Below are 17,633 nucleotides of genomic sequence, written 5' to 3' on the forward strand. Positions count from 1 at the left end.
GCCCAAGCCCGAGGCGCGGTCCTAAACTTGCGCGATGAGAGTCGGCATCGACTTTGGCACCACCCACACCGTCGTCGCGGCCGTCGATCGAGGCAACTATCCCGTCGTCTCCTTCGACGGCGTCGACGCGTGGCCGTCGATCATCGCCGCCAATGCCGCCGGCGAGTTGCGCTTCGGCGCCGACGCCGCGGCCGTCCGGCACGATCCGGGGTGGTCGGTGCTGCGCTCGTTCAAGCGTCTGCTCAACGACGCCGGCCCGCAGACCCAGGTCAACCTGGCCGGGCGTGACTACCGCCTGGCCGATCTGCTCACCGGGTTCCTGGCGCAGCTCAAAACCGACCTGCAGCGTCACTCCAACGCCGACCTGGCCTCCGGCGAACCGATCGAAGCCGCGATCAGCGTGCCGGCCAACGCCTCGAGCGCCCAGCGCCTCCTCACGCTGGACGCCTACGTGGCCGCGGGATTCCGCGTCGTCGCCCTGCTCAACGAGCCGTCGGCGGCCAGCCTGGAATACGCCCACCGGTACCGCTCCACCATCACCACCAAACGCGAACACGTCCTCATCTACGACCTGGGCGGCGGCACGTTCGACGCCTCACTGCTGAAGATGACCGGGCACGCGAACGAGGTCGTCGTCAGCGAGGGCATCCAGCGGCTGGGCGGTGACGACTTCGACGAGGCCATCGTCGAGCTGGTGCTGGCCGGCGCCGGCCGGCCCGTCGTCGACGCCGCCACGCGCGACCTGCTCGCCGAGGAATGCGCCACCCGCAAGGAGGCGGTCGGGCCGCAGACGCGACGCTTCCTGGTCGACCTCTCCCCCGTCGATCGTCCCCCGTTCTCCTGCCCCATCGACGACGTCTACGCGGTGTGTGCGCCGCTGGTCGACCGCACGATGGAGCTGCTCGACCGGGTCCTGCGCGACCCGGCGCGCGGCCGCAAGGACGTGGACCTCTCGGAGGTGGCGGGCATCTACGTCGTCGGGGGCGCGGGCGGTTTCCCGCTGGTGTCCCGGATGCTGCGCAGCACCTTCGGCGACAAGCGGGTCAAGCGCTCGCCGCACCCCTTCGCCGCCACGGCCATCGGCCTTGCCGTCTTCCTCGACAAGGAATCGGGTTTCGCGCTGTCCGAACGCTTTTCGAGAAACTTCGGCGTCTTCCGGGAGGCGGAGGCCGGCGCCGGGGTCGTGTTCGACCCGATCGTGTGCAAGGACGTCTCGCTTCCCGACGACGGCCGATCCCCGCTGGTGGTGAAGCGCAGATATCGGGCGGCGCACAACATCGGGCACTTCCGGTTCGTGGAGTGCAGCCGCCTGGTCAACGGGCGGCCGGACGGCGACGTCACGCCGTACGACCCGGTGCTGTTTCCGTTCGACCCTGCCCTGCGCGACCGGGACGACCTCGGGCGTCAGCCGGTCGGCCGCTGGGCGGAGGGGCGGGACGGCCCCGATGTCGAGGAGCGTTACGTCATCGCGCCCAGCGGGGCGGTGGAAGTGACCCTGACGACGCACCCGGCCGGGTTCGAGCGCACCTTCCGCCTGGAGCGGTGCGGGTCGGCGAGTTGATGAGCCACCCCGGCACGCAGCTCTACGACGTGATGCGAACGGCGTTCGCCGCAAGGGAATTCACCGATGATCCGCTGCCCGACGAGGTGCTGGGGCGCATCTTCGACAACGCTCGCTTCGCGCCCAGCGGCGGCAACCGGCAGGGCGCCCACGTCACCGTGGTGCGCGACGCGGCGGTGCGGCGCAGGCTGGCCGAACTCGGGATGCCCGCCGCGCGCCGGTACTTCGCGCAGCTGCAGGCGGGTGAAAACCCCTGGAATTCGATCCATCCCAGCGCGGTCCCGCAGAAGGCCATCGAGGAGACGGAGATCCCCGACACGTTCGTCGCGCCGATCGCGAAAGCGCCTGTGGTTCTGGTGGTTTCGGTGGATCTGACCGTCGTCGCCGCCCTCGATCAGCATCTGGACCGCGTCGGCATCGCCGGCGGGGCGTCGGTCTATCCGCTGATTTGGAACATCCTGCTCGCCGCGCGCAGCGAGGGCTACGGCGGCACCATCACGACGATGGCCATCGCCGCCGAAGGGGACGTCCGCGGGCTGCTGGGCATCCCCGATCGGCATGCGGTCGCCGCGGTGGTGCCGCTCGGCAAACCGGTGCGGCAGCTGAGCAAACTGCGCCGCCGGCCGGTCGCGGAGTTCGTCACCCGGGATCGGTTCGACGGCCCGCCGTTCGGCTGAGGTTCAGCGGGTTTCGCCGCGCAACTCGGGCAACACGGCTTGGCGCCACGCCGCGAAGAAACCGTCCATGTCGGGACCGATCTGCTGCACGTAGATCTCGTCGATGTCGGCGTCGATGTACTGGCGCACCTGCGCGACGTGCTTCTCGGGGTCCGAGCCGCAGGCGACGCTCTCGGCGACGGTCTCCGGTGGCACCAGCGACATGAGTGCGGCGAAATCCTTGGGCCGCGGCAGGATCTGGGAGGTCTGGCCGGGCAACCCCTCATTGGCCCACAACCGATGCGCCGTCTTGAGCGCGGCGTCGGCGTCTCGATCCCAGCAGACCTTGGTTCCCGCCTGTACCGGTTTGTCGCCGCCGCCGGCCTCGCGGAATTGCTTGACCAGATCGCCGTCGGGCATGGCGATGCTGTACCCGTCGCCGATGCGGGCGGCCACCTCCACGGCCTGGGGTCCGAACGCGGACACGTAGATCGGCACCGGCTGCTCCGGCCGCGTGTAGACCCGCGCTTCCTGCACCTCGTAATGCTTTCCGTGGTGGCTCACCTCGCCACCCTGGTGCAGCTTGCGGATGACCTCGACCGCCTCCTCCAGCATTTCGAGGCGCACACCGGCGGACGGCCATGGGTCGCCGAGAATGTGCTCGTTGAGCGCCTCGCCGCTGCCCACCCCCAGCACGAAGCGCCCGTCGAGTTGCACCGCCGCTGTCGCCGACGCCTGCGCGATGACCGCCGGATGGATCCGGATGGTCGGGCAGGTCACCGCGGTGCTGACGGGCAGCGACGTCGCCTCCGAGAGGGCACCGATCACTCCCCACACGAACGGGCTTTGGCCCTGCTCGTCGTTCCAGGGGTGGTAGTGGTCGGAGATCCACAGCGCGTCGAAGCCGGCGGCCTCGGCGCGCTTGGCCTGGTCGATGAGCTCCTTGGGGCCGAATTGCTCGCAGGTGAGAAAGTATCCGATCTTGGTCATGGCGCCCGGCTACCCGCTCAGCGCCCGGTTATGCGCGGCCGATGGGGGTGGCGTGAACGGGGCTGCGGCGCAGCGTGTTTGCGCCCAACCGCGCGGCACGCAACATCGGCCTCATTGGTCGCGTCCCGGAAGGGCAGTAGCGAATGCCCACCTCCCAGCGACAACGGCACCGCGCCGGGCCCCCCGCACGACGGCACCGCGCCGGGCCCCCGCACGACGGCACCCCGCCGGGCCCCCGCACGACGTTGTCGCTAGGAGGCGGGCAAACAGCTTGCGCCCCCCGCCGGGCCGGTGTGGCAGATGTGACTGGGGCCCCCGCAGCGGCCCGCCGGCGCCACAGGCGGCGCTGGCCCCCGCACGCACCGCCCGCACAGCCCCGCGTCCCGCGAGAATCGCATCGCCAATTCGGAGAAGGTGGTTCTCCGCGGCCGAGAGACGATTTACGATCGCTGGTGACCTGAGCCCACCACGACGATCGGAGTCCGCCATCGACGCCTGGATTCTCGACGCGGTACGCACGCCGCGCGGGCGAGGCCGCCCCGACGGCGGACTGCACGCGGTGCACCCGCAGGCCTTGCTCGCGCGCTGCCTCACCGCGCTGGCCGAGCGGACCGACTTCGATCCGGTCGACGTCGATGACGTGATCGCCGGCAACGGCATCCTCAGCGGGGACCACGGCGACGACATCGCCCGAATGTCCGTTCTGTTGGCGGGGTGGCCGGAGACCGTGCCGGGGATGACGTTGAGCCGGTTCTGCGGCTCGGGCCAGCAGGCCGTCACCGTTGCGGCGGCGGGCATCGCCGCCGGCAGTGAGGATTTGGCGATCGCCGGCGGTGTCGAGTCGATGTCGCGGTGGGGGGTAACGGCCGGGGTCCCGACGATCGACGGCAACAATCCCGATCTTCGCGCAGTGTACCCGACTGTGCCACAAGGCATTTCGGCAGATCTGATCGCGACACTGGAGGGATTCGGCCGCGAGGTCGTCGACGCCTACGCCGCGCAGAGCCAGAGCCGCGCCGCCGTGGCCATCGAGGAGCGGCGCTTCGATCGTTCCCTGGTCGACGTGGCCGCACCCGCCGGCCGCTTGGAACACGACGAGCATCCGCGCCCGGGCACCACCACTGAGACGCTGTCACGCCTCACACCGGCCTTCGAGGCGATGGGGGCCGCGCGCGCCGACGGCGAGCAACGCACGTTCGACGAGATTTGCCTCGAGCGCTATCCCGGCGTCGACCGCATCGATCACGTGCACCACGCGGGCAACTCGTCCGGCGTGGTCGACGGCGCCGCCGCCGTGCTGCTCGCCTCCTCCAACTGGATGCACACCCACCGCGTGACCCCGCGGGCGCAGATCCGGGCGACCGCGGCCATCGGCAGCGAACCGATCATCATGCTCACCGCGCCCGGCCCCGCGGCGCAGCGGTGCCTGGAACGCGCCGGCATGACGGTGGCCGACATCGATCTGTGGGAGATCAACGAGGCCTTCGCCGCGGTCCCGCTCAAGACGATGCGCGATCTGGACATCGATCCCGACGTGGTCAACGTCAACGGCGGCGCGATCGCCCTCGGGCACCCGATCGGCGCCACCGGCGCCATGCTGATCGGCACCGTTCTCGACGAACTCGAACGTCGTGACCTGACAACGGGACTGGTGACCATGTGCACGGGCGGCGGGATGGGCACGGCGACGATCATCGAGCGGGTGTGAGGGTGCCGACCACGCTGGAGCTCGACCGGCCCGGTGACGGTGTCGCCGTCCTGCGTCTGAATCGCCCGCAGCGCCTCAACGCCATCAACGAGACGATGCAAACCGAATTGCGCGGCCTGCTCGGCGATTTGGCCGTCGACGCCACGGTGCGCGCCGTGGTGCTGACCGGCGCCGGACGCGGGTTTTGCGCGGGCATCGACGTGCGCGACTTCGGGCCGTCGATGCTCGAAGCCAGCGCGCCGGCGCTGGAGCGGATGCGCTTCCAGGAGAGGATGGCCGCCCTCGCCGAAGCGGTGCGCGCCCTGCCGCAGCCCGTCATCGCCGCCGTCAACGGCCCCTGTGTCGGCGCGGGCCTCGCGCTGTGCCTGGCCGCGGACATCCGAATCTGCTCGGCCGCCGCCACTTTCGGCAACGCCGCCATCCTGCTGGGGCTCTCCGGCGCCGAGATGGGCATGAGCTATCACCTGCCGCGCATCGTCGGCACCAGCGTGGCCGCCGATTGGATGCTCACCGGCCGCACGGTGTCGGCGACCGAAGCCGATCGGCGCGGGCTGGTCAGCGAAGTCGTCGCGGCGGATGGGTTGGCCGGCCGAGCGGTGGAGTTGGCCACGTTGATCGCGGGCCATGCCCCGCTCGGAGCGCAACTGACCAAGCGCGCCCTGCAGGTCAACACCGACGCCGCGAGCTTCGAGTCGGCGCTGGAACTGGAGAACCGCAACCAGGTGATCACGCACGCGACGGACGAGGCGGCCGAACGCTGCAAGAAGTGGTCTTCATGACCGGACCCCTGCGCGGCGTCCGCATCGTCATCATGGGCGGGCTGGGGCCCGCGCCGTTTTGCGGAATGTTGTTGGGCGACTTGGGCGCCGACATCGTGCGCATCGACGCCGTCGCGGGGGTCGACGCGCCATTGCCGATCGACTACACGGTCCGGCGCGGCCAGCGCTCGCTGGCCGCCGACGTGAAAGACCCCCGTGGGCGGGACCTGGTGCACCGGCTGGCCGCCGGCGCCGACGCCTTCGTCGACGTGTACCGCCCGGGGGTGGCCGAACGGCTGGGCATCGGGCCGGACGCGCTGACCGAGCGCAACCCGCGCCTGGTCTACGCCCGCATGACCGGGTACGGGCAGGACGGGCCGCTGGCCGGTCACGCCGGTCACGACATCAACTACCTGGCCCTCACGGGCGCGTTGCACGCCATCGGCACCGCCGAATCCCCGGTGCCGCCGCTGAATCTGATCGGCGACTACGGCGGCGGCGGAATGCTTTTGGCGGTCGGCCTGCTCAGCGCGATCCTCGAGGCGCGCGAGTCCGGGGTGGGTCAGGTGCTCGACGTCGCGATGGTCGACGGCGTGGCGACGCTGTTGGCGCCCTACTTCGGGATGCTGCCGGCCGGCACCTGGCGCGACGAACGCGAAGCCAATCTGCTCGACGGCGGCGCGCACTTCTACGGCGTCTACGCCACGGCCGACGGTGGTCACGTCGCCGTCGGCGCCATGGAGTCGAAGTTCTACGCCGAACTGTGCGATCGCCTCGGCGTCACCGTGCCCCAGGACGACGACGCCCCGGCCGCGTGGGCCGCGCACCGCGCCGCCCTGGCCGCCCGTTTCGCCGAGAAGCCCCGCGATGAATGGGAACGCATCCTCGACACGCCGGGATGCTGTGCCACACCGGTGCTTTCGCTGACCGAGGCGCCGCGGCATCCGCACCACGTCGCGCGGCGGACCTTCGTCGAACTCGACGGCATCACCCAGCCCGCGCCGGCGCCGCGCTTCTCCCGCACGCGACCGGCTACGCCGTCGGCCCCCGCGCTGCCGGGCGACCACACGCAAGCGCTGCTGCGCGAGGCGGGATTGGACGCGCAAACCATCGCCGAACTCGTCGACTCCGGCGTGGTGGCACAGAGCAAGAGGAGACGCTGAATGTCGTGGGACTTTTCCACCGACCCGGAATGGGCCGAGCAACTGGAATGGGTCGAAGGCTTCGTCCGCGAGGAATGTGAGCCGATCGACCTGATCGTCAAGGAGTCTCACGACCTGGGCGATCCGGTGCGCCAGGCGCTGATCCCGCCGCTGCAGGAGATCGTCAAGGAGCGCGGGCTGTGGGCCACGCACCTCGGTCCGCACCTGGGCGGCCCGGGCTACGGGCAGGTGAAGCTGGCGCTGCTCAACGAGATTCTCGGTCGCTCGGAGTGCGCTCCGATCGTCTTCGGCTCACAGGCGCCCGACTCCGGCAACAGCGAGATCCTGGCGCACTACGGCACACCCGAGCTCAAGGCGCGCTACCTCGAGCCGCTGCTGGACAACCGCATCATCTCCTGTTTCTCGATGACCGAGCCGCAGGGCGGCGCCGACCCGAAGGTGTTTCGCACCACCGCGGTGCAAGACGGCGATCACTGGGTCATCAACGGGGAGAAGTGGTTCTCGTCGTTCGCCTCCTTGGCGTCCTTCATCATCGTGATGGCGATGACCGACCCCGAGGCGCCGCCGTACGAGCGCTACTCGATGTTCGTCGTTCCCGGCGACACCCCCGGCATCAACGTGCTGCGCGACGTGGGGCTGGGCTACCAGCCCACAGGCGGCGGGCGCGAGGGCTATGTCCGCTACGAAAACGTCCGCGTGCCGGCCGATCACATGCTGGGGCCGCGCGGCGGGGCGTTCGTCGTCGCGCAGACCCGGCTGGGCGGTGGGCGCATTCACCACGCGATGCGCACGGTCGGGCTGGTCCGCCGGATCTTCGACATGATCTGCGAGCGGGCGGCGTCGCGCTACACCCAGGGCGAGGTCCTGGCCAACAAACAACTCGTGCAGCAGATGGTCGCCGACTCATGGATGGAGATCGAGGCCTTCCGGCTGCTGACGCTGCAAACCGCTTGGAAGATCGACCAATTCAACGACTACCACGCCGTGCGGGCCGACATCTCGGCGGTCAAGGCGATGATGCAAAAGGTACTGCACGACGTCTCCTCGCGGGCGCTTCAGCTGCACGGGTCGCTGGGCACCACCCACGAGATGCCCTTCGTGCAGTACCTGGTGGAGTCGTTCGTGCTCGGGCTGGCCGACGGCCCGACGGAGGTGCACAAGGTGACGCTGGCGCGGCTGTTGCTGAAAGACCGCGAGCCCGCACCCGACCTGTTTCCCTCCGAGCATTTGCTGCGGCTGCGCGCGGCGGCGGAGGCGAAGTTCGCCGACAAGCTGGCGGGCATCCCCCGCGGCTAAACCGCTTTCGTGACGCCCACGTAAGACAGCACCACGTCGGAGAGGTCGGTCTGGCGGGTCAGCACCGCATAGGAGCGGATGAACGACTGGCCCACGCAGCCGTCGATCTTGACGTGGAAGTTGCTGATCATCACCCAGGGATTCGCGCCCTTGAACTGCTTCTTGATCACCGGCACCACGATCACCAGGCCCGGCTTGAGTCCGACGCTCATCACGCCGTTGATGGGTGCCGACACGAACGGCAGCAGGGGCGGCAGCGTGCCGGTGGCGTCGAATGTCGGGCTGACACCCGGGATGATCCCGGCGCCGCCCTCCATGATCACACCGTTGGAGGTGCTCATGTCGATCCCACAGCCGATCTGGTAGCCGACTTCCAGGACGCCGTGGGCCTCTTCGGGTCCGCGGAGCGAGCCGACGAAGATGCCGCTGGACATGTATTCGCGCGACGAGATCGCGGTGGTCAGCGGCGCTACCGGAACCTGCATCTCGTCCTTGGCGCCCAATCCCAGCGTCCAGCCGTCGGGGGTGTTCAGGATCGCGGGGGGATTCGAGGGCACCGCCGCGCCGGCCGGTGGCGCCGCATCGGGCGGGGCTGGACCGAGCTGGGGTTCGGAGTCGGCCGAGGGCGCCGCGATCACCGACATGGCGAGGCACACGGCGATAGCCATGGCACGACGGACGACGATGGCTACCGGCCTCACGGGCGAAACCGTACGCAGGGTCGCATTTGGTGCGCGAAATTTGCTGGCCGGCAATCCACATTTGTTGTTCGTTCGTGACTGTTATGCAATGTAGAATCGGCAGTAGCGTTTCGACAATCTCCAGCATCCGGCGGATCACGGAGAGGGTGGCGATGATTTCTCGCAGGTGCGCTTGCCTACTGGTCGCGGGTTCGACGGTCCTCGCGGCGCTGACCGGTGGCACCGGGACGGCCCTTGCGAATCCGGATGCCGGCCAGCAGCCCGACATCCCGGCGATCGACGAATGGCCGATACAGTTCCCGACCACAATGACGAATCCGATCGACGATGATGAAAACGAACTGTCGACCACCGGCGGCGGTGTCGGAATGGTTTGTCAAAATCTCGGGGCCCACTGCGGCTGAGTACCGTCAGGCCAGCATCGACAGGGCGCGCGCCAGCAGCCGCGGCAGACTGGCTGCCATCGCTTCCAATTCGTCCCGCGGCGACCGCCTTCGGCGGTTGTGCTTGACGATCAGCGACCACGTCGCCACCGATTTGTAGCACGCCAACGCGGTGAACCAGCCCAAATCGGTTGTCTCGCAACCCAACTCGCACCGATAGAGCTCGGCGAGTTCGGTGGTCGGCGGTGCCATCCCGTCCGGGGCCCGAATTCTGCGGTAGGTGTCCGGGTCGCAGTTGATCAGGAACCAGCCCACATCGATGCGCGGATCGCCGATCGACCAGATCTCCCAGTCGATGACCGCGTTGATCCGCGCCCCGGAGGCGAGCAGGTTGCCCAGCCGAAAGTCACCGTGCACCACGCCCGGCGCCATCGCGCTTGGCACGCAGGCCAATAGGGCGTCGCGGACGTTCGGCCAGCCGGGTGCCAGCGCCGGATCGACGGTGTTCAGCGTGTCGGACCAGCGGTGGACTTCGGCGACCGGGTCGACGACGGGTTCATCGCCCAGCCCGAGCTCCGTCGGCGAAAGCCGGTGCAGCGCGGCCATGGCCCGGCACGCGTTCCGGTACCGGTCGGTCACGTCCGCAAAGGGCGCGCATCCGTCGAAGAGCGGTTCGACACAGTCGCCGTCGACCCGGGACATGACATACAGCGGCGGTGCGTCCGGGGGATGTCCCGGGTCCTCCCGCAGCACGTCGGGAACCGGAACACTGGTCGCGGCAAGGGCTTTGAGGATACGCGCCTGGCGCAGCACGTCGCGATGAGCGACCGGTTCGACGCCCGGTGGGGCGACCTTGATCACCACACGCCGGCCACCCAGATCACCCCCGAAGGTCAGGCTGGAGGCGCCCCCGGACAGTGGAGCGACGTCCGTGACCCCCGCAGCGGCGAGGCGCGCGCGCAGTTCGCCCAGGTCGAGCTCGGCTCTGCTCATTCAGCCAGCGTGCCGGTTCTCGTCCAGCCGACCTCGGCGAGGAACGGCTGGGTGTGGGCGATGCGCCCGGTCAACGACTTGGGATCGCCCGTGCACAACCGGAACGCGGTTTCGGTGATCAGGGCGATGTCTTCGGTGTCGGTCTTGGCCAGGTCGAGGGTGCCGGCGCCGGGCGTGGCGACGGGGTTGGACGGTGCGGCGGCGTTCACGGCGATGCCGTCGTCGTACAGTTCTGCCGCAAGGCTTTTCGTCAACCGATTGAGCGCGGCCTTGGCAGTCCCGTAGATGCCGAAGCCCGCGGTCCGGTCGAACTCGGAGAAGGGCGGGCCGGGCGGCAGGTCGCCGCCCACCGAGGTGAGGTTCAGGATCCAGCCGCGCCCGCGCTCGCGCATCGCGGGGATCGCCAGCTGGCACAGGTGCAGCGGGCCGAGGACGTGCATTTCCATCATCAGCCGGGCGCGCCGCTCGGGGAACCCGTCCAGGGGCCGCAGGAAGGTGACGGCGGCGTTGTTCACCAGGATGTCCGGTGCGCCGACGGCGCCGGTCACCTCGGCGAAGAGCCGTTCGCGGTCTTCGGCTTGGGACAGATCCGCTTGGACCGCAATGGCTTTCCCGCCGGCGGCGACGATCTCGTCGCGCGTCTGGCTCAGCGAGCCCTGGTACTTGGGATCGGGATCCATCGTGCGTGCGGTCAGCGCCACGGTGGCTCCGCTCTCGGCCAGGCGCGCGGCAATCGCCTTGCCCAGGCCGCGGCTGCTCCCGGTGACGAGAGCCACCATCCCGTCGCACCGCTGCACGCTCATTGGTCGTCCTCCTCCGGAACCGCCGTCATCGGAAATGGCTTCTCCGCATCAGAGAATGCCATTATCGCCGGTTGAGGGGAAGCCTCCTGCCGCGCGCCGCGTCGAGCGAGTAGGGGCCGCCGCCGATGAAGACCAGCAGGAAGAACGCGAAGCAGAAGAGGATGGACAGCGCGCCGCCGTTGCCCCCGGGCGGGTCGGCGACGGGCCAGAGGGCCATGGGCTGATGGATCCAGAAGTAGGCGACCGCCATCTCGCCCGACGCGATGAATGCGGCGGTGCGCGTGAACAACCCGGCGGCGACGAGCAGGCCGGCGACGATCTCGATCAGGCCGGCATACCAGCCGGGCCAGGATCCGAACTCGACGACAACCGGCGAGCGTACGGGCCAATCGAACAGGCTCCTCGACCCGTACGCGGCGAAGAGCAGGCCGTAGACGAGGCGAAACGCGGACAACACGGCCGGGGCATGGCGGGCCAGGCGGCGGTCGAGACCCTTCGTCACGATCCACACGTTACGGTCGCGGTCCAGTCCAGCAGTCGCCGCCACAGCCGGTGCCGGCTCGACGCCATGTTGTGGCAGTGCGCGCTGTCCGCCAACACCACCGTTGTGATGTCGGGGCAACTCCGGTACAGCGCCGCCTCGGCGCGGGGATCCGGTGAGACGTCGACGGCGCCGAAACCGACCAGCACCGGGACGTCGATGCGCGCCGCATGATCGGCCACGATGCCGGGGATCATCGCCGTGCCGAACACCCGCGGCACCACCGACTTGGCGGTGACGGAGTCGGCGGCGACGACGGCCGCGGGAACGTCGGCGAGGTGAAACCAGCTCTGCAGATGCTCGCGCGGGCCCTCGAAATACGGCTGCGGCAAGGCCGAAAGGATTTCCTGGGCGAGCTCGGCGCGCCCCTGCGGGGATCCGGCGCGAGCGATGAGCGCGGCATCGAGGTTCAGCGGCGCGACGTGCTGATTGGTGCACCCGAGGAGCGCCATGCCGCAGTAACTGGGGAACAGCGCTTGCTGGGTGAGGGCAAGGTAGCCGCCCAGCGAATGCGCCACGGCCACCGGCGGCGCGTGGACGCCGATGGTGTCCGGCAGAGCCGCCACGGCGCAGGCCAGCGTGGCGGCGATGTCGGCGAAGTCGAAGTCGCGGGCCGGTTGCGAGCTTTCGCCGGTGCCCAACGGATCGATCGTCACGACCGCGTAGCCGTCGCCGGTGGCGAATTCGGCGAAGCTGTACCCGTCGTGGCCGGGAATCTCGAGATCCCAGTACTCGCGGCTGTAGGTGCCGCCCGGCAGGCAGACGAGGACGGCGGCCGCGGCGTTGCCCGCGCGCGCCGGGTAATAGGTCGCCGCCAGCGATGCCCGCTCGCCGATCGCGCCGCTGACGTCGAGGCTCAACACGTGAGCGGGAAACGCCATCGCACGCAACTCCTTTCCGAACGGACGCCGCGCCAGGGTGATCAGTGTGTCAGGTTCGCCGTACCCGCGGCTAGCGTTGTCGGGCATGTTGACCTACCTGTACCTGCTCGGCGCGATCTTCGCGGAAGTGGTGGCGACCAGCCTGCTCAAGAGCACCGAAGGTTTCTCCCGACTCTGGCCGACCGTGGTTTGCCTGATCGGTTACGCCATCTCGTTCGCGCTGCTGGCGGTCTCGATTTCGCGCGGCATGCAGACCGACGTCGCCTACGCGTTGTGGTCGGCCATCGGCACGGCCCTCATCGTGTTGATCGCCGTGCTGTTCCTGGGCTCGTCGATATCGTTGACCAAGGTCGTCGGCGTCGGCCTGATCATCGCGGGTGTCGTCACGCTCAATTTGAGTGGCGCCCACTGAGGGCAACAGCCAGGATCGACGCAACGACTCGTGGCAGGAGAAAAGTGACCTTTCGATTCCGTGGCCTCGCCCTCGTTGCGTTGACCATGGCGCTGGCATTGCTGCTCGCTCCGCGCGCCTCGGCCGACGCCTACACCGACGAGCTGGTGGCCCACTTCAACGCCGAGACGCATGTGGTGACCGACCCCGGGGCCAGGCCGCCGCTGCGCAATGTCGGCGAACTGAATCGGCAGATCCTCGCCGGTCCGTGGACGTGGAGCCCCCAGCCACCGGTCTGGGTGGCAGCGGTGGCGCCCGGCAACAGCGGTGTGACCACGGCGGATGCCATCCACGGCGCGATGTCGGCGCGGGAGCCGAAGTTCAGCGGCGTCATCGTCGTCATCGACTCGCACGGCTACCACGTCCGTGCCTACAAGGTGCCCAAAGTCATTGCGGACCGCGTCGATGAATTGATGAATCAGTCGGCCACCGAGCACGGACCCGACCCGTACGCGACCACCAGTGCGTTCGTCAGCGGGCTGGCCGGCGTCAACGTCCCCGCCAACGCGCCGGTGGCCACCTCTTCGGTCGCCCACGAGAAGCACGACGAGTGGGCCTGGCTGAAGGTGACGCTGGTCATTTCCGGCATCGCCCTGGCGATGGGCGCACTGCTCTGGATCGTCGTGCGCCGAAATCGCAAGCACCGCAAGCCAATCGACAAGTGAGGTCTTCCCGATGAGTACGGACAAGATCAATCGCGGCATCCTGCTCGCCATGGTGCTGATCGGAGCGATCGCCTACGGCTTGCTGTACAGCCACGCGTCGACCGTGTTCAAGCTGCTCGTTCCGCTCGCCCTGCTGTTCCTGCTGGGGCTGGTCATCCGCGACGTGCTCAAGGACCGGGACTCCGGAAAGCCCTGACGTCACGCCGCGACGATTGGGGTAGCGTTCCCGGGAAAGTTTCGCCTCGTGCGGCGGCGGAGAGCAGGGACTGAGAATGAGTGCGAGTCTGTATGGCCTTCTGACCGCGATCAGCCTCGCGCTGGCAGTGGTATTGGCGGCCGTCGCCGGCTTCTACGTCAATCGCCTGGAGCGCCGGCCGACCGTACCGATCAGCGAGGAAATCGGCAGCGCTAAAGCGGTTTTGCACAAGGTGCGCAAACGCGAACCGATGTCGCAGGACGAGGTGGACTACGCCAGGCAGGTCGTCGCCGATCGTCGGTCGGTGATGGCCCTGTGCATCCCCGGCGCCCTGTTCATGTTGAGCTGCTTTTTCGTCTTCGGCAGCCTGTACCACCTGCATGGAGCGACGCCTTCCGAGCGGACGTTCCTCGGCGTGATCCCCATGCTGACCTCGACGAACCTGGCCATTCAGCTGCGCCGCAGCGCGAGCCTGAAGCGCCGGCTGCAGAAACTGCCTTGACTCTGTCCGTTGAGTACATGACCGTCTACTATCCGTATGGGCTCCGAGGCCGGGGCCGCGGCAGGACACGATGTGCAAAACGGATTCTTCAGAGGTGATCGAGTGGGCCCTCGTTCAGTCGGGCGGGCTGTCCTGGCGCGAATCTGGATGCCGTTGGTCGCCGTCGTCGCGGTCGGTGTGGGCCTGCTGTGCATGTACAAGGTGCACCAGTTCTCCGAGCCGGAGCCGGTCATCACCGTCAACGGTCCGCAGGCCCCCGAGCAGTTCAACCCCAAACGGATCACCTATGAGGTGTTCGGCTCCCCCGGGCAGGGCGGCAAGCTCGTCTACATCGACATCGAGGGCCACCCGCATCAGGTTGATTTCACGACCCTGCCGTGGACCCACACGGAGACCACCACACTCACGGTGGCGTCCGGCAGCATTTCGGTGCACGTTCATGGCGGCCAGGTCGGCTGCCGGATGCTGGTCAATGGCGTAGTCCGCGACGAACAGTCGGATGACCATCAGGACGCCGACGTCCAGTGCAGGGTGAAATCGGCATGAGCGAGCATCGCTCCGATGAGCCCAGGGTCAAGCGCCCGTTCATCCCCAGGATGGTCCGCGCTTTCGCGATACCGATCATCTTCTTCTGGGGCCTGCTCGCGGTCACGACGAATACCTTTATGCCCCAAGTGGAACGGGTCGCAGAAGAACTCGCCGGGCCCATGGTCCCGCACTACGCCCCCTCCCAGCGGGCACTGCTGCACATCGGCGAAAAGTTTCAGGAATCGAACTCGACCAACCTGACCATGGTGGTCTTCGAGGCGAACCGGCAACTGGGAGACCAGGATCACCGGTACTACGACGACCTGATGCGCCGCCTCCAAAACGACACCAAACACGTGCAATACGTGATGGATTTGTGGGGCAAGCCGTTCACGGCGGCGGGGGCGCAAAGCGTCGACGGCAAGTGCACCTACGTGCTGCTGCGTCTCGCCGGCGATATCGGCCAGATTCAGGCGAACCAGTCGGTGGACGCCGTCCGCGACATCATCAAGGAGGACACCCCGCCACCCGGGCTCAAGGTCTATGTCAGCGGCGCGGCCCCGCTGGCCTCCGACACCCTCGCCATCGCCAACGCCAGCCTGAACAACGTCACCATCGTCACGATCATCCTCATCGTCGTGATGCTGCTGCTCGTGTACCGCACGCCCTCAACCCTGTTGGTGCCCTTGCTCGGTGTCCTCATCGAGATGCTCGTCGCCAAGGGCGTCGTCTCGACCCTGGGGCATTACGGGTACATCGAACTCTCGTCGTTCGCGGTGAACATCGTCATCGCGCTGACCCTGGGAGCGGGCACGGATTACGGCATATTCCTGATGGGCCGATATCACGAGGCGCGCCAGGCCGGCGAAAGCCGGGAGGACAGTTTCTACATCGCCTACAAGGGCGTGGCGCCCATCATCATCGGGTCCGGCCTGACGATCGCCGGCGCGTGTTACTGCTTGACGTTTGCGCGCCTGAACTACTTCCACACGATGGGGCCGGCCGTCGCGATCACCATGCTGTTCACCATCGCCGCGGCGATGACGCTGGGCCCGGCGGTCCTGACCGTGGGCAGCCTCTTCGGGATGTTCGACCCGAGGACCAGCACCAAGGGACTGTTGTACCGGCGCATCGGGGCGAGCGTGGTGCGCTGGCCGGTGCCCATCCTGGCGGCCAGCTCCGCCGTCGTCATGATCGGGGCGATCTTCGTCCCCACCTACCGGCAGAACTACGACGACCGGCAGTACCAGCCGGCCGGCGCGCCCGCCAACCTGGGTTTCCAGGCGGCGGATCGGCACTTCCCCAAGAGCAAGCTGTTCTCCGAGATGCTGATGGTCGAAACCGACCACGACATGCGCAATTCGGCCGACTTCATCTCGCTGGACCGGGTCGCCAAGGCCCTGATCCGGCTGCACGGCGTGGCGATGGTGCAGGGCATGACCAGGCCCCTGGGCCGGGCGCTCGAGCACGCCAGCATCCCGTACCTGTTCACCACGCAGGGCAGCGGCAACGGCCAACAACTCCCGTTCAACAGGGAGCAGAACTCAAACACCGACGCGCAGGCCGAGATCCAGGCGCACTCCGTCGCGGTGCTGCGAAAGGAGATCGGCTTTTTCCAAAAGGTGTCCGACGAATTGCACCAGACGGTGCTCACCGTGGAGGACCTGCAACGGGTCAGCGAAGAGATGAACGAGGAAGTCTCAAATCTCGACGACTTCTTCCGCCCGATCAAGAGCTACTTCTATTGGGAGAAGCACTGTTTCGACATCCCCATCTGCTGGGCGTTCCGATCCCTGTGGGACACCATCGACCACATCGACCACCTGGCCGAGGACATCAACCACGCCAGAATCTCGCTCACGGAGGTGGACAAGGCGTTCCCGCAGATCATCGCCCAACTGAAAGCCACCGCCGACGACACCGAGGCGCTGCAGTTGAAGTTGGTCAACAGTTACGGGTCGGCGGATCTACAGTCCATCCAGACGGACCAGACGTTCGACGACCTGATCAACGTGGGCAACGACTTCGACCGGTCCCGCAGCGACGACTACTTCTATATCCCGCACGAGGGTTTCGACAACGAGGACGTCAAGACGGGCATGAAGTTGATGATGTCGCCCGACGGCAAGGCGGCCCGCTTCATCGTCACCCACGAGGGCGACGCGATGGGACCCGAAGGGGTGGAGCACGTCGAACAGTTCCCCGACGCTATCAAGACGATCCTCAAGGAGACCTCGCTTGCCGGCGCCCGGGTCTATATCGGCGGTTCGGGGTCCAACGACAAGGACATCAAGCAATACGCGATGTCGGACCTGCTGATCGCGGCGATCGCGGCGTTTGTGCTGATTTTCTTGATCATGATGTTCATCACGCGAAGTCTGGTGGCGGCGTTGGTGATTCCCGGAACGGTGGCCTTCTCCTACGCCGGCGCGTTCGGCCTGTCCATACTTTTCTGGCAGCACCTCGTGGGCCTGCATTTGCACTGGCTGGTCCTGCCGCTGACGTTCATCATCCTGGTGGCCGTCGGGTCGGACTACAACCTGCTGCTGATCAACAGGGTCAAAGAGGAGTTGCACGGCGGCATCCACACCGGTCTCATCCGCGCGCTCGGCAGCACCGGGGGCGTGGTCACATCCGCGGGCCTGGTATTCGCGTTCACCATGCTGGCCATGCTCACCAGCGATCTGCGGACCATCGGTCAGGTGGGCTCCACCGTGTGCATCGGCCTGCTGCTCGACACCCTGATCGTGCGTTCGTTCGTCGTGCCGTGCATCCTGCGCATCCTCGGGCCGTGGTTCTGGTGGCCGACGCTGGTGCGTTCCCGCCCGCTGCCGCAGCGCTGATCGTCCAATCCCAC

The 17,633-nt window shown here is 67.8% G+C and carries 19 protein-coding genes; 13 read left to right on the top strand and 6 right to left on the bottom strand.

The window, feature by feature from the left end; translation table 11 throughout:
- The first annotated feature begins 34 nt into the window (after window positions 1–34).
- Complete coding sequence (locus tag W7S_RS18785) at window positions 35–1,561, top strand: Hsp70 family protein (RefSeq protein ID WP_008259210.1); 1,527 nt, start codon at window positions 35–37, stop codon at window positions 1,559–1,561.
- Entirely contained in the window at window positions 1,561–2,238 is a 678-nt protein-coding gene (locus W7S_RS18790) for a nitroreductase family protein (protein WP_029384716.1), read from the top strand. Before W7S_RS18785 ends, W7S_RS18790 begins: the two co-directional genes overlap by 1 nt.
- Before the next feature lie 3 nt (window positions 2,239–2,241).
- Here W7S_RS18790 and W7S_RS18795 read toward each other — a convergent pair whose 3' ends face one another.
- Window positions 2,242–3,207, bottom strand: coding sequence for an LLM class F420-dependent oxidoreductase (locus W7S_RS18795; RefSeq protein ID WP_008259214.1), 966 nt, complete (start codon window positions 3,205–3,207; stop codon window positions 2,242–2,244).
- 499 nt (window positions 3,208–3,706) lie between these two features.
- Here W7S_RS18795 and W7S_RS18800 point away from each other — a divergent pair, with 499 nt between their 5' ends.
- The 4 genes from W7S_RS18800 to W7S_RS18815 are packed head-to-tail and all read left to right on the top strand — an operon-like array spanning window position 3,707 to window position 8,132.
- Complete coding sequence (locus W7S_RS18800; protein WP_225336798.1) at window positions 3,707–4,915, top strand: acetyl-CoA C-acetyltransferase; 1,209 nt, start codon at window positions 3,707–3,709, stop codon at window positions 4,913–4,915.
- The gene (locus W7S_RS18805) at window positions 4,912–5,694 is read left to right on the top strand and encodes an enoyl-CoA hydratase/isomerase family protein (RefSeq protein WP_008259218.1); all 783 of its coding nucleotides are present in this window, start codon (window positions 4,912–4,914) and stop codon (window positions 5,692–5,694) included. Before W7S_RS18800 ends, W7S_RS18805 begins: the two co-directional genes overlap by 4 nt.
- Complete coding sequence (locus tag W7S_RS18810) at window positions 5,691–6,836, top strand: CaiB/BaiF CoA-transferase family protein (RefSeq protein ID WP_014712132.1); 1,146 nt, start codon at window positions 5,691–5,693, stop codon at window positions 6,834–6,836. Before W7S_RS18805 ends, W7S_RS18810 begins: the two co-directional genes overlap by 4 nt.
- Window positions 6,837–8,132 carry an acyl-CoA dehydrogenase family protein gene (locus tag W7S_RS18815; RefSeq protein WP_008259226.1) on the top strand — a complete coding sequence of 432 codons (1,296 nt, stop codon included), beginning with the start codon at window positions 6,837–6,839 and terminating at the stop codon, window positions 8,130–8,132.
- On the opposite strand, the gene W7S_RS18820 is transcribed toward W7S_RS18815, so the two are convergent.
- On the bottom strand, window positions 8,129–8,800 hold the full coding sequence (locus W7S_RS18820; protein WP_008259228.1) for an MspA family porin: 672 nt from the start codon (window positions 8,798–8,800) through the stop codon (window positions 8,129–8,131). The two genes, W7S_RS18815 and W7S_RS18820, sit on opposite strands and share 4 nt — an antisense overlap.
- Window positions 8,801–8,907: 107 nt before the next feature.
- On the opposite strand from W7S_RS18820, the gene W7S_RS18825 reads away from it, so the two are divergent.
- Window positions 8,908–9,237 (top strand): hypothetical protein, encoded by a 330-nt coding sequence (locus tag W7S_RS18825; protein WP_225331023.1) that lies wholly within the window; start codon window positions 8,908–8,910, stop codon window positions 9,235–9,237.
- A gap of 6 nt (window positions 9,238–9,243) precedes the next feature.
- Here the strand turns inward: W7S_RS18825 and W7S_RS18830 are convergent, their stop codons facing one another.
- From W7S_RS18830 to W7S_RS18845, 4 genes are all read right to left on the bottom strand, one after another.
- Window positions 9,244–10,209: a phosphotransferase family protein gene (locus W7S_RS18830; protein ID WP_008259232.1), complete on the bottom strand. Its 966-nt coding sequence runs from the start codon at window positions 10,207–10,209 to the stop codon at window positions 9,244–9,246.
- On the bottom strand, window positions 10,206–11,012 hold the full coding sequence (locus W7S_RS18835; protein ID WP_008259234.1) for an SDR family NAD(P)-dependent oxidoreductase: 807 nt from the start codon (window positions 11,010–11,012) through the stop codon (window positions 10,206–10,208). Before W7S_RS18835 ends, W7S_RS18830 begins: the two co-directional genes overlap by 4 nt.
- A 61-nt stretch (window positions 11,013–11,073) precedes the next feature.
- A complete protein-coding gene (locus tag W7S_RS18840; RefSeq protein ID WP_014712133.1) occupies window positions 11,074–11,514 on the bottom strand; it encodes a DoxX family protein in 441 nt (146 codons plus the stop codon).
- A complete protein-coding gene (locus W7S_RS18845) occupies window positions 11,511–12,521 on the bottom strand; it encodes an alpha/beta fold hydrolase (protein WP_008259238.1) in 1,011 nt (336 codons plus the stop codon). The genes W7S_RS18840 and W7S_RS18845 overlap by 4 nt, the downstream gene beginning before the upstream one ends.
- 1 nt (window position 12,522) lies before the next feature.
- Here W7S_RS18845 and W7S_RS18850 point away from each other — a divergent pair, with 1 nt between their 5' ends.
- The 6 genes from W7S_RS18850 to W7S_RS18875 all read left to right on the top strand — a co-directional run bounded on the left by W7S_RS18850 (window position 12,523) and on the right by W7S_RS18875 (window position 17,619).
- A complete protein-coding gene (locus tag W7S_RS18850; protein ID WP_008259239.1) occupies window positions 12,523–12,846 on the top strand; it encodes a multidrug efflux SMR transporter in 324 nt (107 codons plus the stop codon).
- 44 nt (window positions 12,847–12,890) lie between these two features.
- The gene (locus tag W7S_RS18855; RefSeq protein WP_008259240.1) at window positions 12,891–13,550 is read left to right on the top strand and encodes a hypothetical protein; all 660 of its coding nucleotides are present in this window, start codon (window positions 12,891–12,893) and stop codon (window positions 13,548–13,550) included.
- 10 nt (window positions 13,551–13,560) lie between these two features.
- Window positions 13,561–13,746, top strand: coding sequence for a hypothetical protein (locus W7S_RS18860; RefSeq protein WP_008259242.1), 186 nt, complete (start codon window positions 13,561–13,563; stop codon window positions 13,744–13,746).
- A gap of 76 nt (window positions 13,747–13,822) precedes the next feature.
- A complete protein-coding gene (locus W7S_RS18865; protein ID WP_008259244.1) occupies window positions 13,823–14,248 on the top strand; it encodes a hypothetical protein in 426 nt (141 codons plus the stop codon).
- Window positions 14,249–14,395: 147 nt separating this feature from the next.
- Window positions 14,396–14,794: an MmpS family transport accessory protein gene (locus W7S_RS18870; protein WP_014380803.1), complete on the top strand. Its 399-nt coding sequence runs from the start codon at window positions 14,396–14,398 to the stop codon at window positions 14,792–14,794.
- The gene (locus W7S_RS18875; protein WP_041297973.1) at window positions 14,791–17,619 is read left to right on the top strand and encodes an RND family transporter; all 2,829 of its coding nucleotides are present in this window, start codon (window positions 14,791–14,793) and stop codon (window positions 17,617–17,619) included. The genes W7S_RS18870 and W7S_RS18875 overlap by 4 nt, the downstream gene beginning before the upstream one ends.
- Window positions 17,620–17,633: the final 14 nt, after the last annotated feature.

This window comes from Mycobacterium sp. MOTT36Y (assembly GCF_000262165.1).
In the GTDB taxonomy this organism is placed as follows: Bacteria; Actinomycetota; Actinomycetes; order Mycobacteriales; family Mycobacteriaceae; genus Mycobacterium; species Mycobacterium intracellulare.